Source organism: Brucella sp. IR073 (assembly GCF_049065735.1).
In the GTDB taxonomy this organism is placed as follows: Bacteria; Pseudomonadota; Alphaproteobacteria; order Rhizobiales; family Rhizobiaceae; genus Paramesorhizobium.
In genome coordinates this window covers 150,223-165,893 of record NZ_JBAKHD010000003.1, presented here as the reverse complement: position 1 = coordinate 165,893, position 15,671 = coordinate 150,223, and the positions used below count along the sequence as shown (strand labels likewise).

Sequence of the window (15,671 nt, the reverse complement as noted above, 5' to 3'; positions counted from 1 at the left end):
CTATTAGGTCAGTTCGTGGGGTCATGACAGAAACACTCCGTCGATCTTGCCAGCGTCCCCGTATTCCCCGTTCGGCCACACCTCGTAGCCGTCCGTGTCCGTCACGCTGATTTGGGTTAGCTCGGTGTCATCCTGCAAATAGCCGCCGGTGATGGCGATATCGCCAAAGCGCGCTTGGATTTCCTGCAGGGTTTTGATGGCTTCCGAGATTTTCATTTCCATTGCCCTCCATTACGCTTCACCAGTTCGAATGCCGCGATTGCGCCTACGGCCCAGCCTATGACGACGCCGATGATGAGAGCGGCGATAATGGGGAGTGCGCTCGATCCGTCGTCCTGTGCGCCTTGAGCGATCAAGTATTTAAACGCCCGCATCTGTGCTTCGCAGGATAGTTCGGTCATGGACGCTCCCCTCCCTTGGCAATTTTCCGCTCTTCTATGCGTGCCTCGCGTTCCTCGCGGCAAACTCGTTCGATCCACTTAAAGAACCTGAACCATAAGCCGCCGTGCCGAGTGAAATCAGCCGTCCGCGCCGCATCCCGCTCGATCTCGCCATATTCGAATATCTCGCGGGTTAGCTTTCGTTCGTCGTTGTTCACCGCTCCCCTCCCTTGGCGTTTGTGTTGAGGGCGGCGCGGGCGATGACGGCGCACTCGTAATTCGCCTGCGCTTCTCCGTCGAAAAATGCTTCCGACATGTCGCCATCCCACCGGTTCTCATTGTGCAACTGCGGGTCCGACTGGTGCGCGGAGCGCGATGATATGGCTTCTAGCGCTCCCTGATACCGCTCGATCTCGGTGCGCGCTGCGGCCAACTCATCAGCTTTGCTTGCGGGGTGGGGGCGCTTTGCCCTCCTCGCGCGGGCGACGGCCTTATATGCGTCGTGCCACTCTTTAGGGGTGTCGGTGCCGTATCCGCGCTCAATGAGGCGGTCTGCCAGATCGAGCGCGTTGAAAGCTTCGACGGCTCCCGGCGCATCCGCCACTACAGGCGCTGGCGCTTGGGCGATGGCGGCGAGGATGCGGCGCTCGTAATCGGCTTGCACGGCGGCTTTGGCGGCCATCGGCGATAATTTGCGAGCGACAACATCATCTTCCCACTGCCCATCTTTGATGGATCGGAGAGTGGCGACCCAGAATGCTCCGATAACTCCAACTTCATAGCGGCCAACAGGTGTGTCGGCGTACCATTCCCCTCTACCCTTCCTGCGGTGCCATTTAAGCGGCTCAACCTGCACCGGCCCGCTCGGCTGCGGGGCCGCGAACACCTGCCCGAAAAATTGTGATCCGACAGCCAGTTCCCCTTCGACATGACCTTTAGCTACATCTTCGGGGTGGTTAAACGGGGTGCAAAGGCACCAGCCGTTTACATCGGGAGGTGTGTTCACTTGAACCATTGCGTATCCAACACCGTCTACCGCCACCGGCTCGTCATGGGCGAGCGCGGGTTGAGCGGCTTCAAGGGCTATACGAGCTTGTTCCTCGAACACTACCCACCAAGGTACTTGCTTGTTATCAGCAGTGCACATGACGGAGAGCGGAGCTAATTCATCCGGGTCTTGCCCATCATATTCGGCTAAGTCGCGGGCTGCCGCCTCAACGGCCTTGTCATTTACCTGCATCGGGGGACTCCTACCGTTGCCAAGTGATCGAGCGCGTCCATCAACGCTGTGTTGCGGTCGCACTGTCCTATGAGCAAACCTTCGCCAGGCGCGCTGAAAATCGTGACACTCTCGGGTGGCGACAATATCCAATCGCCGTCGTCGTCCTGATCCAGGCTGTACCCATGCGGCAAGAGATTGGATTTAACGGCCTTGTCATTTGCCGGCATTGTGGGCCTCCTTCGAAATGCGCACCGCCTCTTCAAAAATTGCCGTGCGCTCGGATGGTGTGTATTCGCGCCGTATCTGACGCTTGATATTCTCGATGTGGCGGATTGCCGGGTCGTGCTCGGGGAGGCCATCTCCATCCTCCTCGAACGTTTTGAAAACCCGATTGAGCACGCCGATTTGCGCATCCGTCAGAGCAACAAGTGTTCGCCTAGCCATTATCGCCGCCCTCCAATTTCTTGCAGAAGTCGCGGGCGGCGCGGACAACTTCGTCCTGGTCGGCGGTTCGATTGCCGCTCACATGGCCATTGATAGTCAGTTCGTCGTCATAGTTCGCGTGGGGCGTTATCCCCCGATAGAGGCCGACAATCCGGCTCTCACATGCATTTACGATCCGCAAAGCCTCCTCGCGCAGAGCGGCGAATTTGGCTTTGATGTCGTTTATTTGCCGCTCGACGTCATCGGCACGGCCATTTATCGCCGCGTTCTGCTCCTCAAGCTCCCCGATCCGCGCAAGATGCTGATCGCGCTCCATTTCAAGCTCGGCCACGTGGTTGCGGGCGTTTTCGATCTCCGCGTCCTGCTCCTTCACGCGGCCTTCGGCGGTTTCGGCGCGCTCGCGCCAGTAGTTTCTCGCTCCCCTAATTACCGCCATCCGCTCATCCCGCGCCGCTATCTCGCGCTCGGCGTCGGCTTGGGGCGTGAGGGCGCGGATAGGTGTTCCGCGCTCACGATAAGTCCCCAGGAGGGCAGGGTTGGCAAGGCCCCAGCCGTATTGCGGATCTTCACGCTCCCACGCCACCGTCACCAGCCCCTTGTCTGCGGGCGCGGGGATATCGGCAACCGGCGTTGATTTCCGAGAGCGGAGCCGCTCCGCATTGAGCCGATGCCAACCGGCTACGATGGGAAAGGGTATGCCGTCCTTGTCGCCTCTCCGGGCTTCGTAATATTCGGCCTCTTCCTCGTGATAGCGCGCTGCTTCTTCGAGGCCGTAGTCGCGGCTAGACCGGCCACTCGATGAAATGCCGTCGGCGCAGTCGCAGTACCGCTCCATGCTTTCGTACCAGCCCGTACCGTGGCAGGCTGTGCATGTGTCGTCGTCTTCCTCCATGGTCTTATCTTCCTCGGCAACCGGCGTTGATTTCAGCGCGCGGATGTCAGCGGCATATCGGATATGCGCTCTTGCTTGACGACCGTGGAATTCGACTGCCGTGCCTGCATCGTCCTCTCGGAAGGCTTCGTGTTGCGCGGCAAGATCATCATGATACCGCGCTGCCTCTTCGAGCGCCTGTTGTCGGATCGCGGCAACCGGCGTTGATGTGGGGGAGGCGAGCGGGGAATTTTGATCAGCCATAGTGATACCCTCCCTGTTTGTCCGCGAGTGGTTGGAGAGGCCAATAGAATTTGACGCCGCAAATCTCCATCGTGCCGCACGGCTTGCCGTCGAACTCGACAACGTTCGATGCGGACATAACGGATGGGTCAATCACGTACTCGGGCGATGTGAGCCGCATGTCGTGTATAATCGCGAAAGCATCCTGCTTATCTGAAAGCAGGATGGCTGCTGGCGGCTTCATGTGGTGACGCCGGAATGCAAGGATCATCTTTCGCGTGGCGTCTACCACATCCTCAAACCGATTAAGCGTCTGCATCGTCGCCTCCGTAGGTGAGGATGGCGGCGGCGTACTCGTCTGATCTCCGGGCGCGCACATGATGCTTGGAGACTTTTACGTGCCATGGAAGGGAACTGACCTTCCGCGCCGCGCGCTGGTCTCGGGCCATGAGGGCGCGGGCTACATCCAGCACATGCTGCGCGTCGTCCACGCGCGTTGCGCCGCTGTAGGATGGCGCGCACACCGTTTGCGCCTCCCTCTTGATCTCCTCGGGGATTGCCGCCGTGTCGGGGTTAAGCGTTGGCATGGGAGTCTCCCTCGGTGGAGCGGCCTTCGGCCTTGGCGATGGCTGCGTCAATGATTTCGTCCGGGCCGGTGAGATTGCGGGCATATCGCAGCGCGGCCAGCAGATCGGGCGCGGCGGCGATTATGCAGGCGTTGGCGTAGTCCTCATCGATCAACCGCTCGCCTAGGCCATCGCCATAATCACACGGCTCGATCATTGCGATGCCTGCGTTGGTCTCTGCGTTGATCCAGATGCGTTGGGTCCTCTCGTCGGGATGCTCGATCTTCCACGGTCCCGGCGTGTGGTTTGCTGCTTCGCTCATGTGCGTTGCTCCTGTACCGGCCTGTAAAGGCTCTGGCGGGGAAGAGAGGGGATGGCTGACTTATCGATGCGCGGAGCTTTGCCGGACGAGGGAAAGCCTTGGCTCTTGAGGGTGCCTTTCGGGCGGATAGCACCGTCGCGCTTGTCACGCTGCCGGTCTGCCTTGCGGATCGTGCGAATGTCGTTCGCCGTTTTCTCCGCATGGCAAACGCGGCAAATAAGCCGGCCATTGGCAACGGTCGCCTCGCCACCCAGAGCGCAGGGGAGGATATGATCTACCTCTCCTTCGCCTGTCTTGAGCTTTGCGCCGCACTTTTCGCATTTGCCGTTGGCTCGGGCGATGATCTGAGCCTTTACCTTCCGAGGAAATTCAATGCGCGCCATCGTCGTGCGCCTCCGAGAAATCGGTGCAGGACAGAACGCGCTCCAGCTCATCGACGCATTCGCGATGGATGATCCAGTCCAAAAGCTCTTCGTTGGTGAGCTGCTTGACGAACCTCTCAAGCGGGCGTCGGCCACGGGATTTAGGCGGCATGGCTTTGATGTGGTTTGATAGGTCGATACGGGTGAGGGCGTTCATGCTGCGGCCCTCGCGGTTTCCCAGCGTCGATCTTCGGGATTGGTGAGAACAATGCCTTGCTCGGAAAATGTGCGGTGCACCTCGTCCAGATAGGCCGTAAGCTGCTTCGTGGTCATGAGGCGCGTCACAGCCCAATCAAGCGGCACTTTCATCATGCGCAGCTTTGTTTCATAGGGAAGCGGGCGGATTACAGCGTCGTATTCGGCCCGGAACCCCTCGTTCTCGTTGCGAAGGATCGGAATGCCGATGTGGAGCTTGCAATAGGCGCGCACGTCCTCGGTTGGCTCGCACCTCTGCTCTGCGATTTCCTTCACCCAAAGGCGCTGCAACCGGTTCTGGTCCGTTGTGCGATGCTTGCCTTTCGTGATGGTGACGGTGATCGGGCCTTTCTGCTGCTCAATGTATTTGAACAGCAACTGCCGATCCCATGGGGTTTCAATGACGCGCGTGGTCATGCAGCCTCCTTCCGGGGGTCTTGCCCGTAGGCACAGATGCGCTCGACCAAGGCCGCCAACTCGTCGTTGAAGCGGTCGATTTCATCTGAGAGTGTTTTGATATATTCCTCGTCGCGGTAGACGCGGACGCAAAGCATCGGCAGGCGCGGCCAGTAGGAGACGAAATCCCACCATTCGCGCTCCGAAACCCAGAGGTTGCCTTGTACCTGGGCTTTATGCTCCGGCGGCAGGCGGTCGCGCTCAAGACGGTCGATCTGGATGTGGGGCAGCGCGGTTTTGATCTCCAAGCCGCCATTTTCTCCGATCAGGCTATCCGGGCTTGCGCCCTTCGAACCGTTGCGGATGAACCCTACCTGTTCCGGCTCAACGTCATGGATGAAGGCGTAAGTCCGGCGCGCCTCATCCTCCATCATCTTCCCGCGCTCCATGTGAGCGGTCGAGAATGTCTCAGCCGGTTCTCCGGTAATGATCTCCCCGGCAAGCTTCCGCATATACTCGGAGCGTATCTTGCCTTCGCCTTTCGCCATGACGGTGGCGAACTTCGAAGCGGTAGGAATGCCAAGGCGAGCTTGGAGCCACTCGTCGCCGCCTTGATCCATGCTGAATACCTGGATCATTTCGCCTTCCTTTTCTTCTTCTGCTCAAGGAGACGGACGGCATCGGGGAAATCCTTCGCCAGCATATCAGGCAAAGCCTCAATGCCGCCGAGTTCGCAAAACTTCACGATATCGGTTTCGGTCTCCTCGATCAGCCGGCGGATGGTTTGCAGCTGCTCGGCGGTGATGCGCTCTGGCTCTGCCTGCGGCCTATCGTGCGATTGGCCGTCATCATCGTCTGACGCAGCCAGCCCTAGCGCCTGAATGAGCGTGTAGCGCTGCAAATATGTCAGCGTCGAACCAATTGCCTGAATGGCATTCTTGTTTCCGCTAGTATCCGTGGGGCCTGAAAGGCTGTTTTCTTCGGAATGACCGTCCTTGTGGGACAGAACGCATGTGACCGTAATGCGGTCCGCCTGCTCTGTTTTGAAGCGGTAACGAAGGCCGTGCTTTGCAATGATCGGATCAACCACAGCGGCATATGCGGCAAAGTTCGCATATGTTTTGTTATTGTGACCCTTGGCATTCTTGGAAATGACAGGGATTTCAGCCTTTGCCAGCGCAACAGCCTCATTGAAGGCATTTCGTGCCTTATCGGTTGCAATCTCTTTTGCAAGGGCTACCATCTCGCGCACCGACTGGAAGTCGGCCCCGCTACGGATCAACTGGTAAGCCATCTGGTCCGGAGACAAATAGGGTGCGGGAACTTCGCTGAATGACGCTGGTTGAGTTTCGGTGTGCTGGATATCAAGAGCTTGCGCGGTCATGCCACGATCCTCGGCTTGAGCGCTACGAAATCCTCGGCCTTCGGGAGCGCTTCAAGAGCGTCTGTTTTCCCGTAGAAGGTGAAGATGGCATTCTGTCCGTCCTTGGTGCGGACGCGGACCCTTCGGCAGTTGCTGTTCTCGACAAAGGAACGTTCGAGTTCGATTGACTCCACGTCGTGGAAATAGAAATCGATCATGACAATGCTCCGATAATCAGGGAAAAGGTGAAGATGAATGCCGCCATGGATAGGAAGGCGGGAAGCTCAATGAGAAAGGCGCGGATCATGATCACCGCCACCTGCTGCCAGAGCCGATGAAGCGCGCCTCATTGTCCGTGATGTAGACGGGGCCACGAGCGCAAATGCGGAAGTACTGATAGGCATTGCGCAAGAACATGCCGAACTGCGGGCGATGAAAGCGGGTGCGCTTCTCGCCGTATTCATTCTCCCACATAGCTTCCCATTCGCGGTATTCAGCCCAAGCTCTTTTCAGGGCTTCGGTGTGGATGGATGGCGCGGGGCGCTTGGCGGAAGTCGGCTTAACCAGCAGCCCATTCAGCGCGTTGGCGATGCCTGCAACGGTGGTTTGGTAAGCGGTGTTCATCGGGGCTGTCTCCCAAGTGGTTATGGGAGGAATGTAGTAGGAAAAATCCCACTTGTAAATAGGAAAGTTGGAAACCTCCTACTTTATTTTTGCGCACCCCGCGCGACGGTGCTAGAATCAGTCTCGTGCTAAAATCGGAGAGGGAGAGATTGGCATGGGCGCTGCGGAAGATGATATAATCGCCGCAAGATTCGTAATGGAGGGGGCAGCTGTGCAGCGTATTTATATGCCATATCTTTTCGATACGGTGATGAGGCTGGAGGGGTTATCTCAATTGGCCCCTGGCCCAAGAAGCAGCATAATATTTCCGATGTTCGTTGCCGATCAAGCTCTTGACGAATTGCTCAATAGAAGCTTTTTCTCATCAAGCATTCGCAGTTCCCGCGTTGCCGGGGATCAATTGACCGCCCGTCTTCACTTTCAGCTTCAAAGCCATCAAATGACAGAAGTGGTGGATGAGTTTGCAATCGCGGGGATAACTACAGCATATCAGACTTTCAAAGCGGCCTTTCTTGCTGAGGTGGGAGTTTTCCCTTCCTATTTCGTCACGCAGAAAGCAGGCTTCGACACACACACGCTTTTGATGAATGGCGAAGCAATTTTCCCCGCTCATTTGGTAACGAAAGTGCCCGAGGCAAAACTTGACGTTCAAGAGGCGGCGAGGGCATTGGCTTTTGAACTGCCGACTGCCTGCGGTTTCCACACCTTCCGAATCGTGGAAAGCGTGCTGAGAAGGTATTATACAGCTTTATCTGGTGATGCAGAAATTCCTGAAGACAAGCGAAGCTTGGGCGGCGTCCTCCATTTGATGAAGCAGGGTAAAATAGGCGACCCAAACGTTATATCCGCACTACAGCAAATTAAAGATCTTCATAGAAATCCGCTTGCGCACCCGGACGTTTCGATAGAGTTGGAAGAAGCCATATCTATTATCGGGATGTCGCAGAGCGTTATTACGTTTATGCTTCAGAAAATACCCGCCCCGGAAAGCGAGATGGCACAATCGTTTGCCTCACCTCAAAAAGCGGCCCATATACAGGCCGCTCCGGTCTAAATCGGCCCGTATTTCCCCTTAAGCGAAACCGGCTTTCCGCTTTCCGCCGCACGATGGCACTCTGCGAGGATGTTTATCCAAGCCGCAGCCTTGGGCGGGATTCCAATGTCGCCATCCAGCCACGCATCGACCATGGACACATGGCATCCCAACTGCCGCGCCAAGATGTCAGGCGTCCAGCCCATATCTTCAAGGCATTGCTGTAATGTGGCTGGTGTCATGGCGCCCCTCGCTAGGGATAGCGCTATGCACGCTTTCTGCTTCTCGTCAATATTTCGATGGCCGCAATGGTGTTCGCCGTGAATGCCTCAAACTCTTCATCCGACAATGAGGCAAGTGCCGGTCGGAGCGCATTGGCCAGCCGGTCGGCATTATCGCCCTGCGCCTTGCTCCAGAGCCATTCATTGATCTGCTGGTTCATGCTCTTTGCGCCCCTGGCATCATCGAGAATCGCCACGAGTTCCGGCGACATACGCAGCCTGAATTGTTTGGGGTTAGGTTTGGGATTCCGCAGCTTGGGCATGTCAATCTTATGGCAGAAAGGCATACCTCTCGAAATGGGGCCACTTTCCGCAAAGTGGTCCCATTTTCTTGCTATGCGTAGGATATGTCAGAGAAATTGTAGATGATATCCGGTGCCTAGTGAGCGAAGCAGAGACCGGCGAACCCGATGCGCTCTTATCCGGATGGTGATGGATATCCGGACCCTTTTCGTTGCTCGGAAAAGGCCGGCAGAGGAAACCCTTATCCAACTGGCTATCCGGCTCGGTGAGTATGAGGGGAGGCCGGTCAATGCGTCGGAAATAGCCCATATCATCCAGATACCGAGAACATCTGTCATCCGGCATGTGCATTCTTTGGAAGCTCAAGGGCGGGTCCGGATCGAGAAGAACGGTCGCCGCTCAGTTCTCCGGCTCCCAGATATCGAGTTTCCCGAGACAAAACTATTTTACCGCGATCTTGAGCGTATTGGTTCGCGCCTATGTGGCGAACTGTCCAAAATGGACACTTTACCAGCTAGACGAGAGAAATGACGCTGGGTAACATTTCAGCAATGGGGAATAAACGAGGGGAGGGTGGGTGTGCTTCCACGCACCAGAAACAAAACTTTTCCACAGGCTCTCTTGCGGTTCGTTCTGGCTGCGCGCGCTACATCTGGGGTGCCGTTCGCCTTAACCAAACCGGAACATTCAGTTCTTGATTTGTTCTCATCGGTGAGTCAGGATGACGCACATCAGGAGAACACAGGAGAGGGCAATATGGGGATGAACACTCAATACGTGGTGCAGTCGTATACCGCGCGTAAGGGCGACAGGGGCAAGCTATCGGCAGACGCACCGTTTATCGCGAAGGACGCGGGCCATGCGCGCCGGACTGCCGAACGGCTCGCGGCGACAAAGCCCATGGTGGTCGCCTTCGCAAATACAGGCGATCCAGATACTGGCGATTATGATGAACCTAAGCTCATATTCGCCCACGGGGAGAATCTACCAGAGCAGGTTCTGGAGATGGCGCGGGTTTAGGTCCAGAGGAGAGGGCGGCGGGTATCGTGGATAAAAAGGCGGAGGCCGGGGTGATTTGGTCGACAATGACAGAGGATGAACGGCGGGCGGCTATCCTTTTCTTGAGGCAACGAGTCGGCGCATTAGCTGCAAAACTGCCTCTTGATCTTCTTCGCTTGCCCTAGAAAAAAGATCATCAAATTCTTCTTTGAGAGGAGCGGAGGGGCTGCCTTCATCGGTGGGTACCATCCGTCCTTCTGCGAGGGCCGAGGCGTCCAACTTTAGAGCTTTCGCTAATCCGGCCAGTTTATCAGCGCGGACGGATTTCTTTTTCCCCTCGATAATGTCGCGGATATATGTTCGCTCGATCCCGCCAGCGGTAGCCGCTTCCACGGGGCCTATGCCGAGCTGCTTTAAGCGCTCAGAGACAATTTCTTTCAGGTTCATCATAGCGACTAGAATAGGATTTTTCCCCACTGGAATGGAAATCGGAAGTTTCCCATTGAAAAGTAGGAAACATCCTACTATTATGCCGAGCTATGGAAACACAGCTCGCCAAAAACCTCCTCACGCTCGCGACAATTTACGGCGCAGCCAAAGAGATTGAAGAAACCACCGTTGGGAAGCATATCGCTTCGGACGGGAAATTCTTCATTCGTATCCGTGAAGGTGCGACCACCTTTACCGCTCGCAAATATGACGAGGTTGTCAGGCGGTTCTCAGCGAAGTGGCCGGAAAACACCCCGTGGCCCGTTGAAATCCCGCGCTCGATCGCCCTCAAGCACACGCCCTCCACTGAGAGGGCCGCATGATGTTCATGGCGCTCTGCAATTTCGTTTGTGCCGCCGCGATGCTCGCTCTTGGCCTGCACAGCGGGGAAGCCATTTCGTTCTTCGTTGATGGCATCAGCTTCACCGTTGCCGTTGTCGCGGCTCTCGCATGGAGGGCTGAGGCATGAGAACGAGCAACTCCGGCGAAAAGGTTTCTGGTTTCGCTTACACAAAGCGCCCCATACCTCCGAAAGAAAGGATGGATGCTTTCGATGCACTTCCCTCGACACTGAGGGAGGCTGTGAGGGAAGCAGCCGCTAATTTCAATACGATATCCCTCCTTTCAATGGTGAAGAGCGGCGCTCCCGTCCAGGAGATAATTTCTGGTTTGAAAGAATCAGACCGTAAATTCATCGACCTCGCCTACGCTGATCGTGGGTTCCACCTGTCCGCCACCCCGTCCTCCTCCCAAGCGGCGGACCAAGGGAGCCGCGCTGGAAATGTATCGCGTTCCAGCGCGGCTCCATCTGAGCAAGGCTGTGGAGGCGGCGATGGTTAAGCCTTGCTCGTATTCCATTTCAGAGACCTACGGGGCGCTTCATGCGCGCTCTTTGAAGTTCAGCACGGTCTCCCGTAGCAGCGGGTGCGACGTGCTGGCGCGTGGCTATCTCTCCCGTCACAAACGCAACCGGGCCACGTCTTTCCGCATCCGCGCCTATCTCGCCAGTCTCCTGTTGTGCGTGTCTGGCAATCGCGGCTTGGCGAGCCTTCTTAAGCACTCGCCAAGCCGCCATCCCAATGTGCTCCAAATCCAACCTCTCCAGATCGTTGCGTTCCAGTTCGTCGCTGTCCTGAAACGTAGCTGGAGAGCTTTGAAATGTCCGACAAAGGTTTTGAAGGATCTGACAAAATGAGTGTCGAGTTTGTCAGCAGCGCGCGGGGGATGAGCGACTTCATCCTTAAGGCCGCCTATCAGGGGCCGGGCGACACGCTGGAGGCTGCAATGTATCGCGCCGAGCGTCTTTATGGCGCTCCAGCCGCGTGGATGCACCGGCTGCGCTACCGGTCAATCAAAGACATGCCTGTATCCGCTTATGCGGCAATCGCTCGCGCGTACAGGGCCGCGCGCGAAGCATCAGAAAAAGCATACCAGGCCGAGAGGGAGCTAGCACATGCACGTCATTCGAAACTTCTTGGCATGGCTGATGCTTTGGCTGGAGCGCCTGTCAGTGACGGCTTGGCAGAAATTACGCCGGTACTGGTTGAGGCGAGTTCGGCGCGAGAAGGACGAGAAGTCGTTCCCATCCCGGATAGAGAAAGGTGACAGATGAGCGCCGTTCAAGAGCAGCAGAAAATCCCGCATTACGTCAAGCCCGTTCTCGGTCGCCTGCATTCTGGCGACGTGATCGTATGCCAGCTTTCGGAAAGCAAGGAAGCCATTGACGGTTATCTATATTTCACATCTCGCGACAGCAGGCCGGTAGGGGGGGGCAGCCTTCCGCTGGCTCAGGCAGCACGAGGTAATGACGCCGGACAGCATAGGCCTTTTACCGGAATGTCCGCAAACATACCGGCTGGCGTGAGGTGACGCATGCTTCCTCTGCGCACCATGCTCACCACGGCGATAGGCGAGGTCAGTTCGCTGGAAGACTTCATTGCGTTTCACCGCCGCAAGAAGACGCGCGGGGAGGCGTGGTTTTTGCAGCAGGAGCAAATCCTCCAGCATCGCCGGCAAGTCGTGAGCCTCATCAAAAAAGAGATTGCCGGCCGTCAGGCGGAAAGCGAGGCGGCATGATCATGCTCGCCCTGCCTTTCCCGCCTTCTGTGTGGGAAATCTACGTTGGGTGGGGCAAATCGCGCCGCCACTCTCCAACCTATGCCAAATGGCGCGCGGACTGCGGCTATTTCATCCGTGGGCGCAATGCCATCGTGGATGAGCCGTTTTCGCTGTGCGTGGCGCTTAAGCGCCCGAACAAGCGCATGGACCTCGACAATCGCGCCAAGGCCATTCTCGACGTTCTCCAGCACTACCAGGTCATCAAGAACGACAACCTCTGTGAGCGGCTCACCATGACGTGGGATGCCGGTTTGAAGGATGAGTGCGTCGTCATTTTGCAACGCGCCGAGGAGGCGCTGGCGGCATGATACCCCCTACAGTTCTCATGAAAATGGCGACCATTGGCCTTACCGAGGAGCAAGCGCGCGCGGTCGCTGAAATGCTGTCGTCTGTTGAGCAGGCGACGAAGGATGAAGTCGGCCACGCCATTGAAGCCCGTCGCGCGTCTGATCGTGAACGGAAGGCTCGCCAACGTCACGGGATGTCACGTGACGTCACGGGACAGGACGTGACAGCATGTGACATGGTTTCCCCTAAAAAAGAAACCTCCCCCACACCCCCTAAAGAAAAAATAACCCCTTCCACGACTTCGGAAGCTAACGCTTCCTCAGTTTCGCTCGAAGCCGAGTTCGAGCAACAGTTTTGGCCGGCCTATCCTCGCAAAGTCGGGAAGGGGCAGGCCATCAAGGCTTACCGGTCAGCTCGCAAGCAGGCCGATCTCGCAGAAATCCTCACTGGCCTACGTCGCTATGCCGACGAGCGCCGAGGCGAGAACCCGGAATTCACGAAACACGCGGCCACGTGGCTCAACGGACAGTGCTGGCTCGATGAGCCGACCGTCAAACGCGCCGAACCGCCTCCAAAGCGCGCTGTGTCGCATACCGACATTTGGGCCGAAGCGCTGCGAGAAAGAGGGATTTTCACCGATGAACCAGATGGCTACGAACGACACATACTCGATGCTGGTGACGGCGGAGGATATCGAGAAGGCAATGTACATCCTCTCCGCATTGCCGTCGCGCGCGCCAGCTGACCGCAAGCTGGTAAGAGAGGTCTATCTCCGGGCGCTTCGTGGCGTCACTCGCCACAGCCTCAACGTTGCGGTGGACGATATCATTCAGGGCCATTCGGGCCTCACGCATGGTTTCATGCCGTCGCCGCCAGAGCTGCGCCGTGAGTGCGAGCGTATCATGCAGCCGATCATTGACCGGCTGGCTTACCAACAGGAGCTACGGGCACAGCAGGCCGAAATTTTGGAGTTTCGTAAGAGGCGAGGCGAGCGGGACCATTTGAAGGGCCGCGCCGTCGTGGCGACCGGAATAGACCATCTGACTTGGCTCGCCAAGCGCAAGGAATATCCAACCGGCGCGCTGTGGGTGGCCAAAACCGCGACGGTCTACGGGCCTATCCAGAGGAGCGCATAATGTTCGCAGTATCAGCAATCCACACCAACCGCGCAGCAGCGGCTGTCATCGCCAAGCGCAAGGCAGAGGAAAAGCGCGCGAAGATCGAGCGAGAAGCCAAAATCGCACGGATGAAGCAGCACATTGCGGAATCGGAGCGGGTAAAAGAGGCACGAGAAGAGGAGGCCAAGCAGAAAGCGGAAGAGCGCTATCGTCAGATCATCGCCGCGTTTCACGAGGTGGAGCTTGGCAGACCGGCAAAGCGTCTGCCTATCCGCACCATTCTCAGCGCCGCCATTCAGGGAACGCCATTTACCTATGAAGATATCATCGGCTCGCGGCGCGCGCATACACTGGTTGATGCCCGTCATTATGCGATCCTTTGCGTTTGGGCGCTGCGTCCGGATTTAAGCCTGCCGCAAATTGCTGAGCGCGTCGGAGGCCGGGACCACACCACGATCCTCCATGCGAAAAACCGTTTTGGCTTCGAGAGCCGGTCACAGGCGGCGGCATTTATCAGAGCACACGGCAGAGAGGCCACAATGGCGCGTCTGCGCAAGAGAGCGGCATAGGAGAGGATGATGACGCGCGCAGAGAGAAGCGAACGGAACAGAAAGACGCACCCGGCAAAACTATGGCCGAATAACTGGATTTGGCACGACAGGAGCGATCAACCCGAAACGATCCAAATCATCGATCTGCTTCACGACATCCGCCTCTTACTGCTGCTGATGCTTATTGTGTGGGGACTTAAATGAAAAGCTATTCGAAAGCGGCGAAGCTCAAGGCGAAACGAGGAAGACCACGGAAGGAGGGCGCGCTCCGTACACCCTCCGGGCAGATATCGCGAGCGAAGGAGCCGCCGGCAAAGGTGGCGCAACAGGCAAGGATGAGGATATTCGGGATGACGGCATCCGAAGCATTGAGCGATCTGGCGGGGGACAATCTCGGACGCCTGCACCTTGCATGGAAGCGTGACAAAACTGACGGTATTAGCGCGGACCAATACGAGGCGGCAGAGCGATATCGTGAGGTGCTGAACGATTATCGTAAGGCCGATCTGTCCCCGGCAGCACACTATGATCAAAATGGCGCGGTGGGTGCATCTGACCCCGATGAGTATGACGCGTGGGTAAGGCGCGCGAAGCAGTCATACGATGATGCGAGAAAGGCGATTGAGGCAGCGCAGGAGGAAACTCGCGTCGGCAACCTATGGGCAGCTGTTGACTACATGCTGGAGCGGGACGCATATTTCCCGCACATGCTTGGTGATATCCGTCTCGCCCTCAATGCGTTGCACCGACATTTTTTCACGCATAATCGAAGGAGAGCGGCATAGCCGCGGCTTATGTTATCTCCTTGTCATCTCCGATATGAGCGTCATTTGGCGGCGGAACGCTTGCTCATAGGGGCAGGTGCGCCCCAGCATCCAATCGTTGATTCTCGTAGCCGGGACGCGAAGCTCTTCAGCCGCTTTTTGACGTGATCCATAAGCGCTCCCGCCATTAATGCGCAAGGAGAAGTCCTTGAGACAATCGGCGAAGGATCGCGGGTCTGTCTCGTAGTCATGCTTCATCCCTATGCCTCCTCTCTATCCACGCCGTCGCAATCTCAAGTTCGTATGACGCAAGCCAGCGGGACGCGCCGAAGTCCTTGAGCAACCCCGGCTCCACGCGCACCGCGCACCATGGGAGGGCAGGAGGATTGTTGGCATCCGTTTTAAGCCCGTAGTTCGGCGCGGTCTCATGCATCATATGCCATAGCTTCGCCGCGCCACGCGCCTGAGCCGCAACGCCAAACGTCGCCAGCGGGGAGTTGCCCTTATAGACGGTACAGAGCATTGACCGCCCCACCGTCAGCACCGCCAGATCATAGCCATTATGGGCGGTTATCGGAGCGCGCCCGTCGCGTAAGGCCCGCCCAAGGTCAAGCGCAGCCGAATGCGTCACGGTGGCATCGGGCGCGTCCATGGTGCTGGTAGAGCCGGTGTTGAGAGTAACAAAATAGAGGTAACTCATATGTCGTCCGCAAGCTTTGAGTTGTTGCCTTTTCGTACG

33 protein-coding genes are annotated in these 15,671 nt (G+C 57.3%); 12 read left to right on the top strand and 21 right to left on the bottom strand.

From position 1 onward, the window contains the following. Nucleotides 1-21: 21 nt before the first annotated feature. The 16 genes from ACOWVG_RS07510 to ACOWVG_RS07435 form a co-directional block, all read right to left on the bottom strand. On the bottom strand, nt 22-222 hold the full coding sequence (locus tag ACOWVG_RS07510) for a hypothetical protein (protein ID WP_420961143.1): 201 nt from the start codon (nt 220-222) through the stop codon (nt 22-24). Then, nucleotides 213-401: a hypothetical protein gene (locus ACOWVG_RS07505; RefSeq protein ID WP_420961141.1), complete on the bottom strand. Its 189-nt coding sequence runs from the start codon at nt 399-401 to the stop codon at nt 213-215. The genes ACOWVG_RS07510 and ACOWVG_RS07505 overlap by 10 nt, the downstream gene beginning before the upstream one ends. Further along, nucleotides 398-598, bottom strand: a complete 201-nt coding sequence (locus ACOWVG_RS07500) for a hypothetical protein (protein WP_420961139.1) — start codon at nt 596-598, stop codon at nt 398-400. Before ACOWVG_RS07500 ends, ACOWVG_RS07505 begins: the two co-directional genes overlap by 4 nt. Then, nucleotides 595-1,620, bottom strand: a complete 1,026-nt coding sequence (locus ACOWVG_RS07495) for a hypothetical protein (protein ID WP_420961137.1) — start codon at nt 1,618-1,620, stop codon at nt 595-597. Before ACOWVG_RS07495 ends, ACOWVG_RS07500 begins: the two co-directional genes overlap by 4 nt. A gap of 195 nt (nt 1,621-1,815) precedes the next feature. Further along, nucleotides 1,816-2,046, bottom strand: a complete 231-nt coding sequence (locus ACOWVG_RS07490) for a hypothetical protein (RefSeq protein WP_420961136.1) — start codon at nt 2,044-2,046, stop codon at nt 1,816-1,818. Continuing rightward, the gene (locus tag ACOWVG_RS07485) at nt 2,039-3,181 is read right to left on the bottom strand and encodes a hypothetical protein (RefSeq protein WP_420961135.1); all 1,143 of its coding nucleotides are present in this window, start codon (nt 3,179-3,181) and stop codon (nt 2,039-2,041) included. Before ACOWVG_RS07485 ends, ACOWVG_RS07490 begins: the two co-directional genes overlap by 8 nt. Next, complete coding sequence (locus ACOWVG_RS07480) at nt 3,174-3,479, bottom strand: hypothetical protein (protein WP_420961134.1); 306 nt, start codon at nt 3,477-3,479, stop codon at nt 3,174-3,176. Before ACOWVG_RS07480 ends, ACOWVG_RS07485 begins: the two co-directional genes overlap by 8 nt. Next, nucleotides 3,466-3,747, bottom strand: a complete 282-nt coding sequence (locus ACOWVG_RS07475) for a hypothetical protein (RefSeq protein WP_420961132.1) — start codon at nt 3,745-3,747, stop codon at nt 3,466-3,468. Before ACOWVG_RS07475 ends, ACOWVG_RS07480 begins: the two co-directional genes overlap by 14 nt. After that, nucleotides 3,734-4,048 carry a hypothetical protein gene (locus tag ACOWVG_RS07470; RefSeq protein ID WP_420961131.1) on the bottom strand — a complete coding sequence of 105 codons (315 nt, stop codon included), beginning with the start codon at nt 4,046-4,048 and terminating at the stop codon, nt 3,734-3,736. Before ACOWVG_RS07470 ends, ACOWVG_RS07475 begins: the two co-directional genes overlap by 14 nt. After that, on the bottom strand, nt 4,045-4,431 hold the full coding sequence (locus ACOWVG_RS07465; protein ID WP_420961129.1) for an HNH endonuclease: 387 nt from the start codon (nt 4,429-4,431) through the stop codon (nt 4,045-4,047). Before ACOWVG_RS07465 ends, ACOWVG_RS07470 begins: the two co-directional genes overlap by 4 nt. Next, nucleotides 4,418-4,627 carry a hypothetical protein gene (locus ACOWVG_RS07460; protein ID WP_420961127.1) on the bottom strand — a complete coding sequence of 70 codons (210 nt, stop codon included), beginning with the start codon at nt 4,625-4,627 and terminating at the stop codon, nt 4,418-4,420. Before ACOWVG_RS07460 ends, ACOWVG_RS07465 begins: the two co-directional genes overlap by 14 nt. Then, nucleotides 4,624-5,082, bottom strand: coding sequence for a hypothetical protein (locus ACOWVG_RS07455; protein WP_420961125.1), 459 nt, complete (start codon nt 5,080-5,082; stop codon nt 4,624-4,626). Before ACOWVG_RS07455 ends, ACOWVG_RS07460 begins: the two co-directional genes overlap by 4 nt. Further along, entirely contained in the window at nt 5,079-5,699 is a 621-nt protein-coding gene (locus ACOWVG_RS07450; protein WP_420961124.1) for a lambda exonuclease family protein, read from the bottom strand. Before ACOWVG_RS07450 ends, ACOWVG_RS07455 begins: the two co-directional genes overlap by 4 nt. After that, nucleotides 5,696-6,445: an ERF family protein gene (locus tag ACOWVG_RS07445; RefSeq protein ID WP_420961122.1), complete on the bottom strand. Its 750-nt coding sequence runs from the start codon at nt 6,443-6,445 to the stop codon at nt 5,696-5,698. The genes ACOWVG_RS07450 and ACOWVG_RS07445 overlap by 4 nt, the downstream gene beginning before the upstream one ends. Further along, nucleotides 6,442-6,642, bottom strand: a complete 201-nt coding sequence (locus ACOWVG_RS07440) for a hypothetical protein (RefSeq protein WP_420961120.1) — start codon at nt 6,640-6,642, stop codon at nt 6,442-6,444. The genes ACOWVG_RS07445 and ACOWVG_RS07440 overlap by 4 nt, the downstream gene beginning before the upstream one ends. A gap of 91 nt (nt 6,643-6,733) precedes the next feature. Further along, a complete protein-coding gene (locus ACOWVG_RS07435) occupies nt 6,734-7,048 on the bottom strand; it encodes a hypothetical protein (protein ID WP_420961119.1) in 315 nt (104 codons plus the stop codon). Nucleotides 7,049-7,202: 154 nt separating this feature from the next. Here ACOWVG_RS07435 and ACOWVG_RS07430 point away from each other — a divergent pair, with 154 nt between their 5' ends. After that, nucleotides 7,203-8,102, top strand: coding sequence for a hypothetical protein (locus tag ACOWVG_RS07430; RefSeq protein ID WP_420961117.1), 900 nt, complete (start codon nt 7,203-7,205; stop codon nt 8,100-8,102). Here the strand turns inward: ACOWVG_RS07430 and ACOWVG_RS07425 are convergent. Continuing rightward, nucleotides 8,099-8,323, bottom strand: a complete 225-nt coding sequence (locus ACOWVG_RS07425) for a hypothetical protein (RefSeq protein ID WP_420961116.1) — start codon at nt 8,321-8,323, stop codon at nt 8,099-8,101. The two genes, ACOWVG_RS07430 and ACOWVG_RS07425, sit on opposite strands and share 4 nt — an antisense overlap. Before the next feature lie 23 nt (nt 8,324-8,346). After that, entirely contained in the window at nt 8,347-8,625 is a 279-nt protein-coding gene (locus ACOWVG_RS07420) for a hypothetical protein (protein WP_420961114.1), read from the bottom strand. A 559-nt stretch (nt 8,626-9,184) separates the two neighbouring features. On the opposite strand from ACOWVG_RS07420, the gene ACOWVG_RS07415 reads away from it, so the two are divergent. Further along, a complete protein-coding gene (locus ACOWVG_RS07415; RefSeq protein ID WP_420961112.1) occupies nt 9,185-9,625 on the top strand; it encodes a hypothetical protein in 441 nt (146 codons plus the stop codon). Nucleotides 9,626-9,715: 90 nt separating this feature from the next. On the opposite strand, the gene ACOWVG_RS07410 is transcribed toward ACOWVG_RS07415, so the two are convergent. Then, nucleotides 9,716-10,051: a hypothetical protein gene (locus ACOWVG_RS07410; RefSeq protein WP_420961111.1), complete on the bottom strand. Its 336-nt coding sequence runs from the start codon at nt 10,049-10,051 to the stop codon at nt 9,716-9,718. Nucleotides 10,052-10,143: 92 nt separating this feature from the next. Here ACOWVG_RS07410 and ACOWVG_RS07405 point away from each other — a divergent pair, with 92 nt between their 5' ends. The 10 genes from ACOWVG_RS07405 to ACOWVG_RS07360 all read left to right on the top strand — a co-directional run bounded on the left by ACOWVG_RS07405 (nt 10,144) and on the right by ACOWVG_RS07360 (nt 14,953). Then, nucleotides 10,144-10,416 (top strand): hypothetical protein, encoded by a 273-nt coding sequence (locus tag ACOWVG_RS07405; RefSeq protein ID WP_420961109.1) that lies wholly within the window; start codon nt 10,144-10,146, stop codon nt 10,414-10,416. Then, nucleotides 10,413-10,562 carry a hypothetical protein gene (locus ACOWVG_RS07400; protein ID WP_420961108.1) on the top strand — a complete coding sequence of 50 codons (150 nt, stop codon included), beginning with the start codon at nt 10,413-10,415 and terminating at the stop codon, nt 10,560-10,562. Before ACOWVG_RS07405 ends, ACOWVG_RS07400 begins: the two co-directional genes overlap by 4 nt. Before the next feature lie 312 nt (nt 10,563-10,874). After that, complete coding sequence (locus ACOWVG_RS07395) at nt 10,875-11,288, top strand: hypothetical protein (protein WP_420961107.1); 414 nt, start codon at nt 10,875-10,877, stop codon at nt 11,286-11,288. After that, nucleotides 11,252-11,698, top strand: coding sequence for a hypothetical protein (locus tag ACOWVG_RS07390; RefSeq protein ID WP_420961105.1), 447 nt, complete (start codon nt 11,252-11,254; stop codon nt 11,696-11,698). The genes ACOWVG_RS07395 and ACOWVG_RS07390 overlap by 37 nt, the downstream gene beginning before the upstream one ends. 267 nt (nt 11,699-11,965) lie before the next feature. Further along, nucleotides 11,966-12,169 (top strand): hypothetical protein, encoded by a 204-nt coding sequence (locus ACOWVG_RS07385; protein WP_420961103.1) that lies wholly within the window; start codon nt 11,966-11,968, stop codon nt 12,167-12,169. Then, a complete protein-coding gene (locus tag ACOWVG_RS07380; RefSeq protein WP_420961102.1) occupies nt 12,166-12,519 on the top strand; it encodes a RusA family crossover junction endodeoxyribonuclease in 354 nt (117 codons plus the stop codon). Before ACOWVG_RS07385 ends, ACOWVG_RS07380 begins: the two co-directional genes overlap by 4 nt. Then, nucleotides 12,516-13,244, top strand: coding sequence for a hypothetical protein (locus tag ACOWVG_RS07375; protein WP_420961100.1), 729 nt, complete (start codon nt 12,516-12,518; stop codon nt 13,242-13,244). The genes ACOWVG_RS07380 and ACOWVG_RS07375 overlap by 4 nt, the downstream gene beginning before the upstream one ends. Then, complete coding sequence (locus tag ACOWVG_RS07370; protein WP_420961098.1) at nt 13,138-13,635, top strand: hypothetical protein; 498 nt, start codon at nt 13,138-13,140, stop codon at nt 13,633-13,635. Before ACOWVG_RS07375 ends, ACOWVG_RS07370 begins: the two co-directional genes overlap by 107 nt. After that, a complete protein-coding gene (locus tag ACOWVG_RS07365) occupies nt 13,635-14,186 on the top strand; it encodes a helix-turn-helix domain-containing protein (protein ID WP_420961096.1) in 552 nt (183 codons plus the stop codon). The genes ACOWVG_RS07370 and ACOWVG_RS07365 overlap by 1 nt, the downstream gene beginning before the upstream one ends. 182 nt (nt 14,187-14,368) lie before the next feature. Then, on the top strand, nt 14,369-14,953 hold the full coding sequence (locus tag ACOWVG_RS07360) for a hypothetical protein (RefSeq protein ID WP_420961095.1): 585 nt from the start codon (nt 14,369-14,371) through the stop codon (nt 14,951-14,953). Between the two features lie 12 nt (nt 14,954-14,965). Here the strand turns inward: ACOWVG_RS07360 and ACOWVG_RS07355 are convergent, their stop codons facing one another. Both ACOWVG_RS07355 and ACOWVG_RS07350 read right to left on the bottom strand, forming a co-directional pair. Beyond that, nucleotides 14,966-15,190 carry a hypothetical protein gene (locus tag ACOWVG_RS07355; protein ID WP_420961094.1) on the bottom strand — a complete coding sequence of 75 codons (225 nt, stop codon included), beginning with the start codon at nt 15,188-15,190 and terminating at the stop codon, nt 14,966-14,968. After that, a complete protein-coding gene (locus tag ACOWVG_RS07350) occupies nt 15,180-15,632 on the bottom strand; it encodes a hypothetical protein (RefSeq protein WP_420961093.1) in 453 nt (150 codons plus the stop codon). The genes ACOWVG_RS07355 and ACOWVG_RS07350 overlap by 11 nt, the downstream gene beginning before the upstream one ends. Between the last annotated feature and the right edge of the window lie 39 nt (nt 15,633-15,671).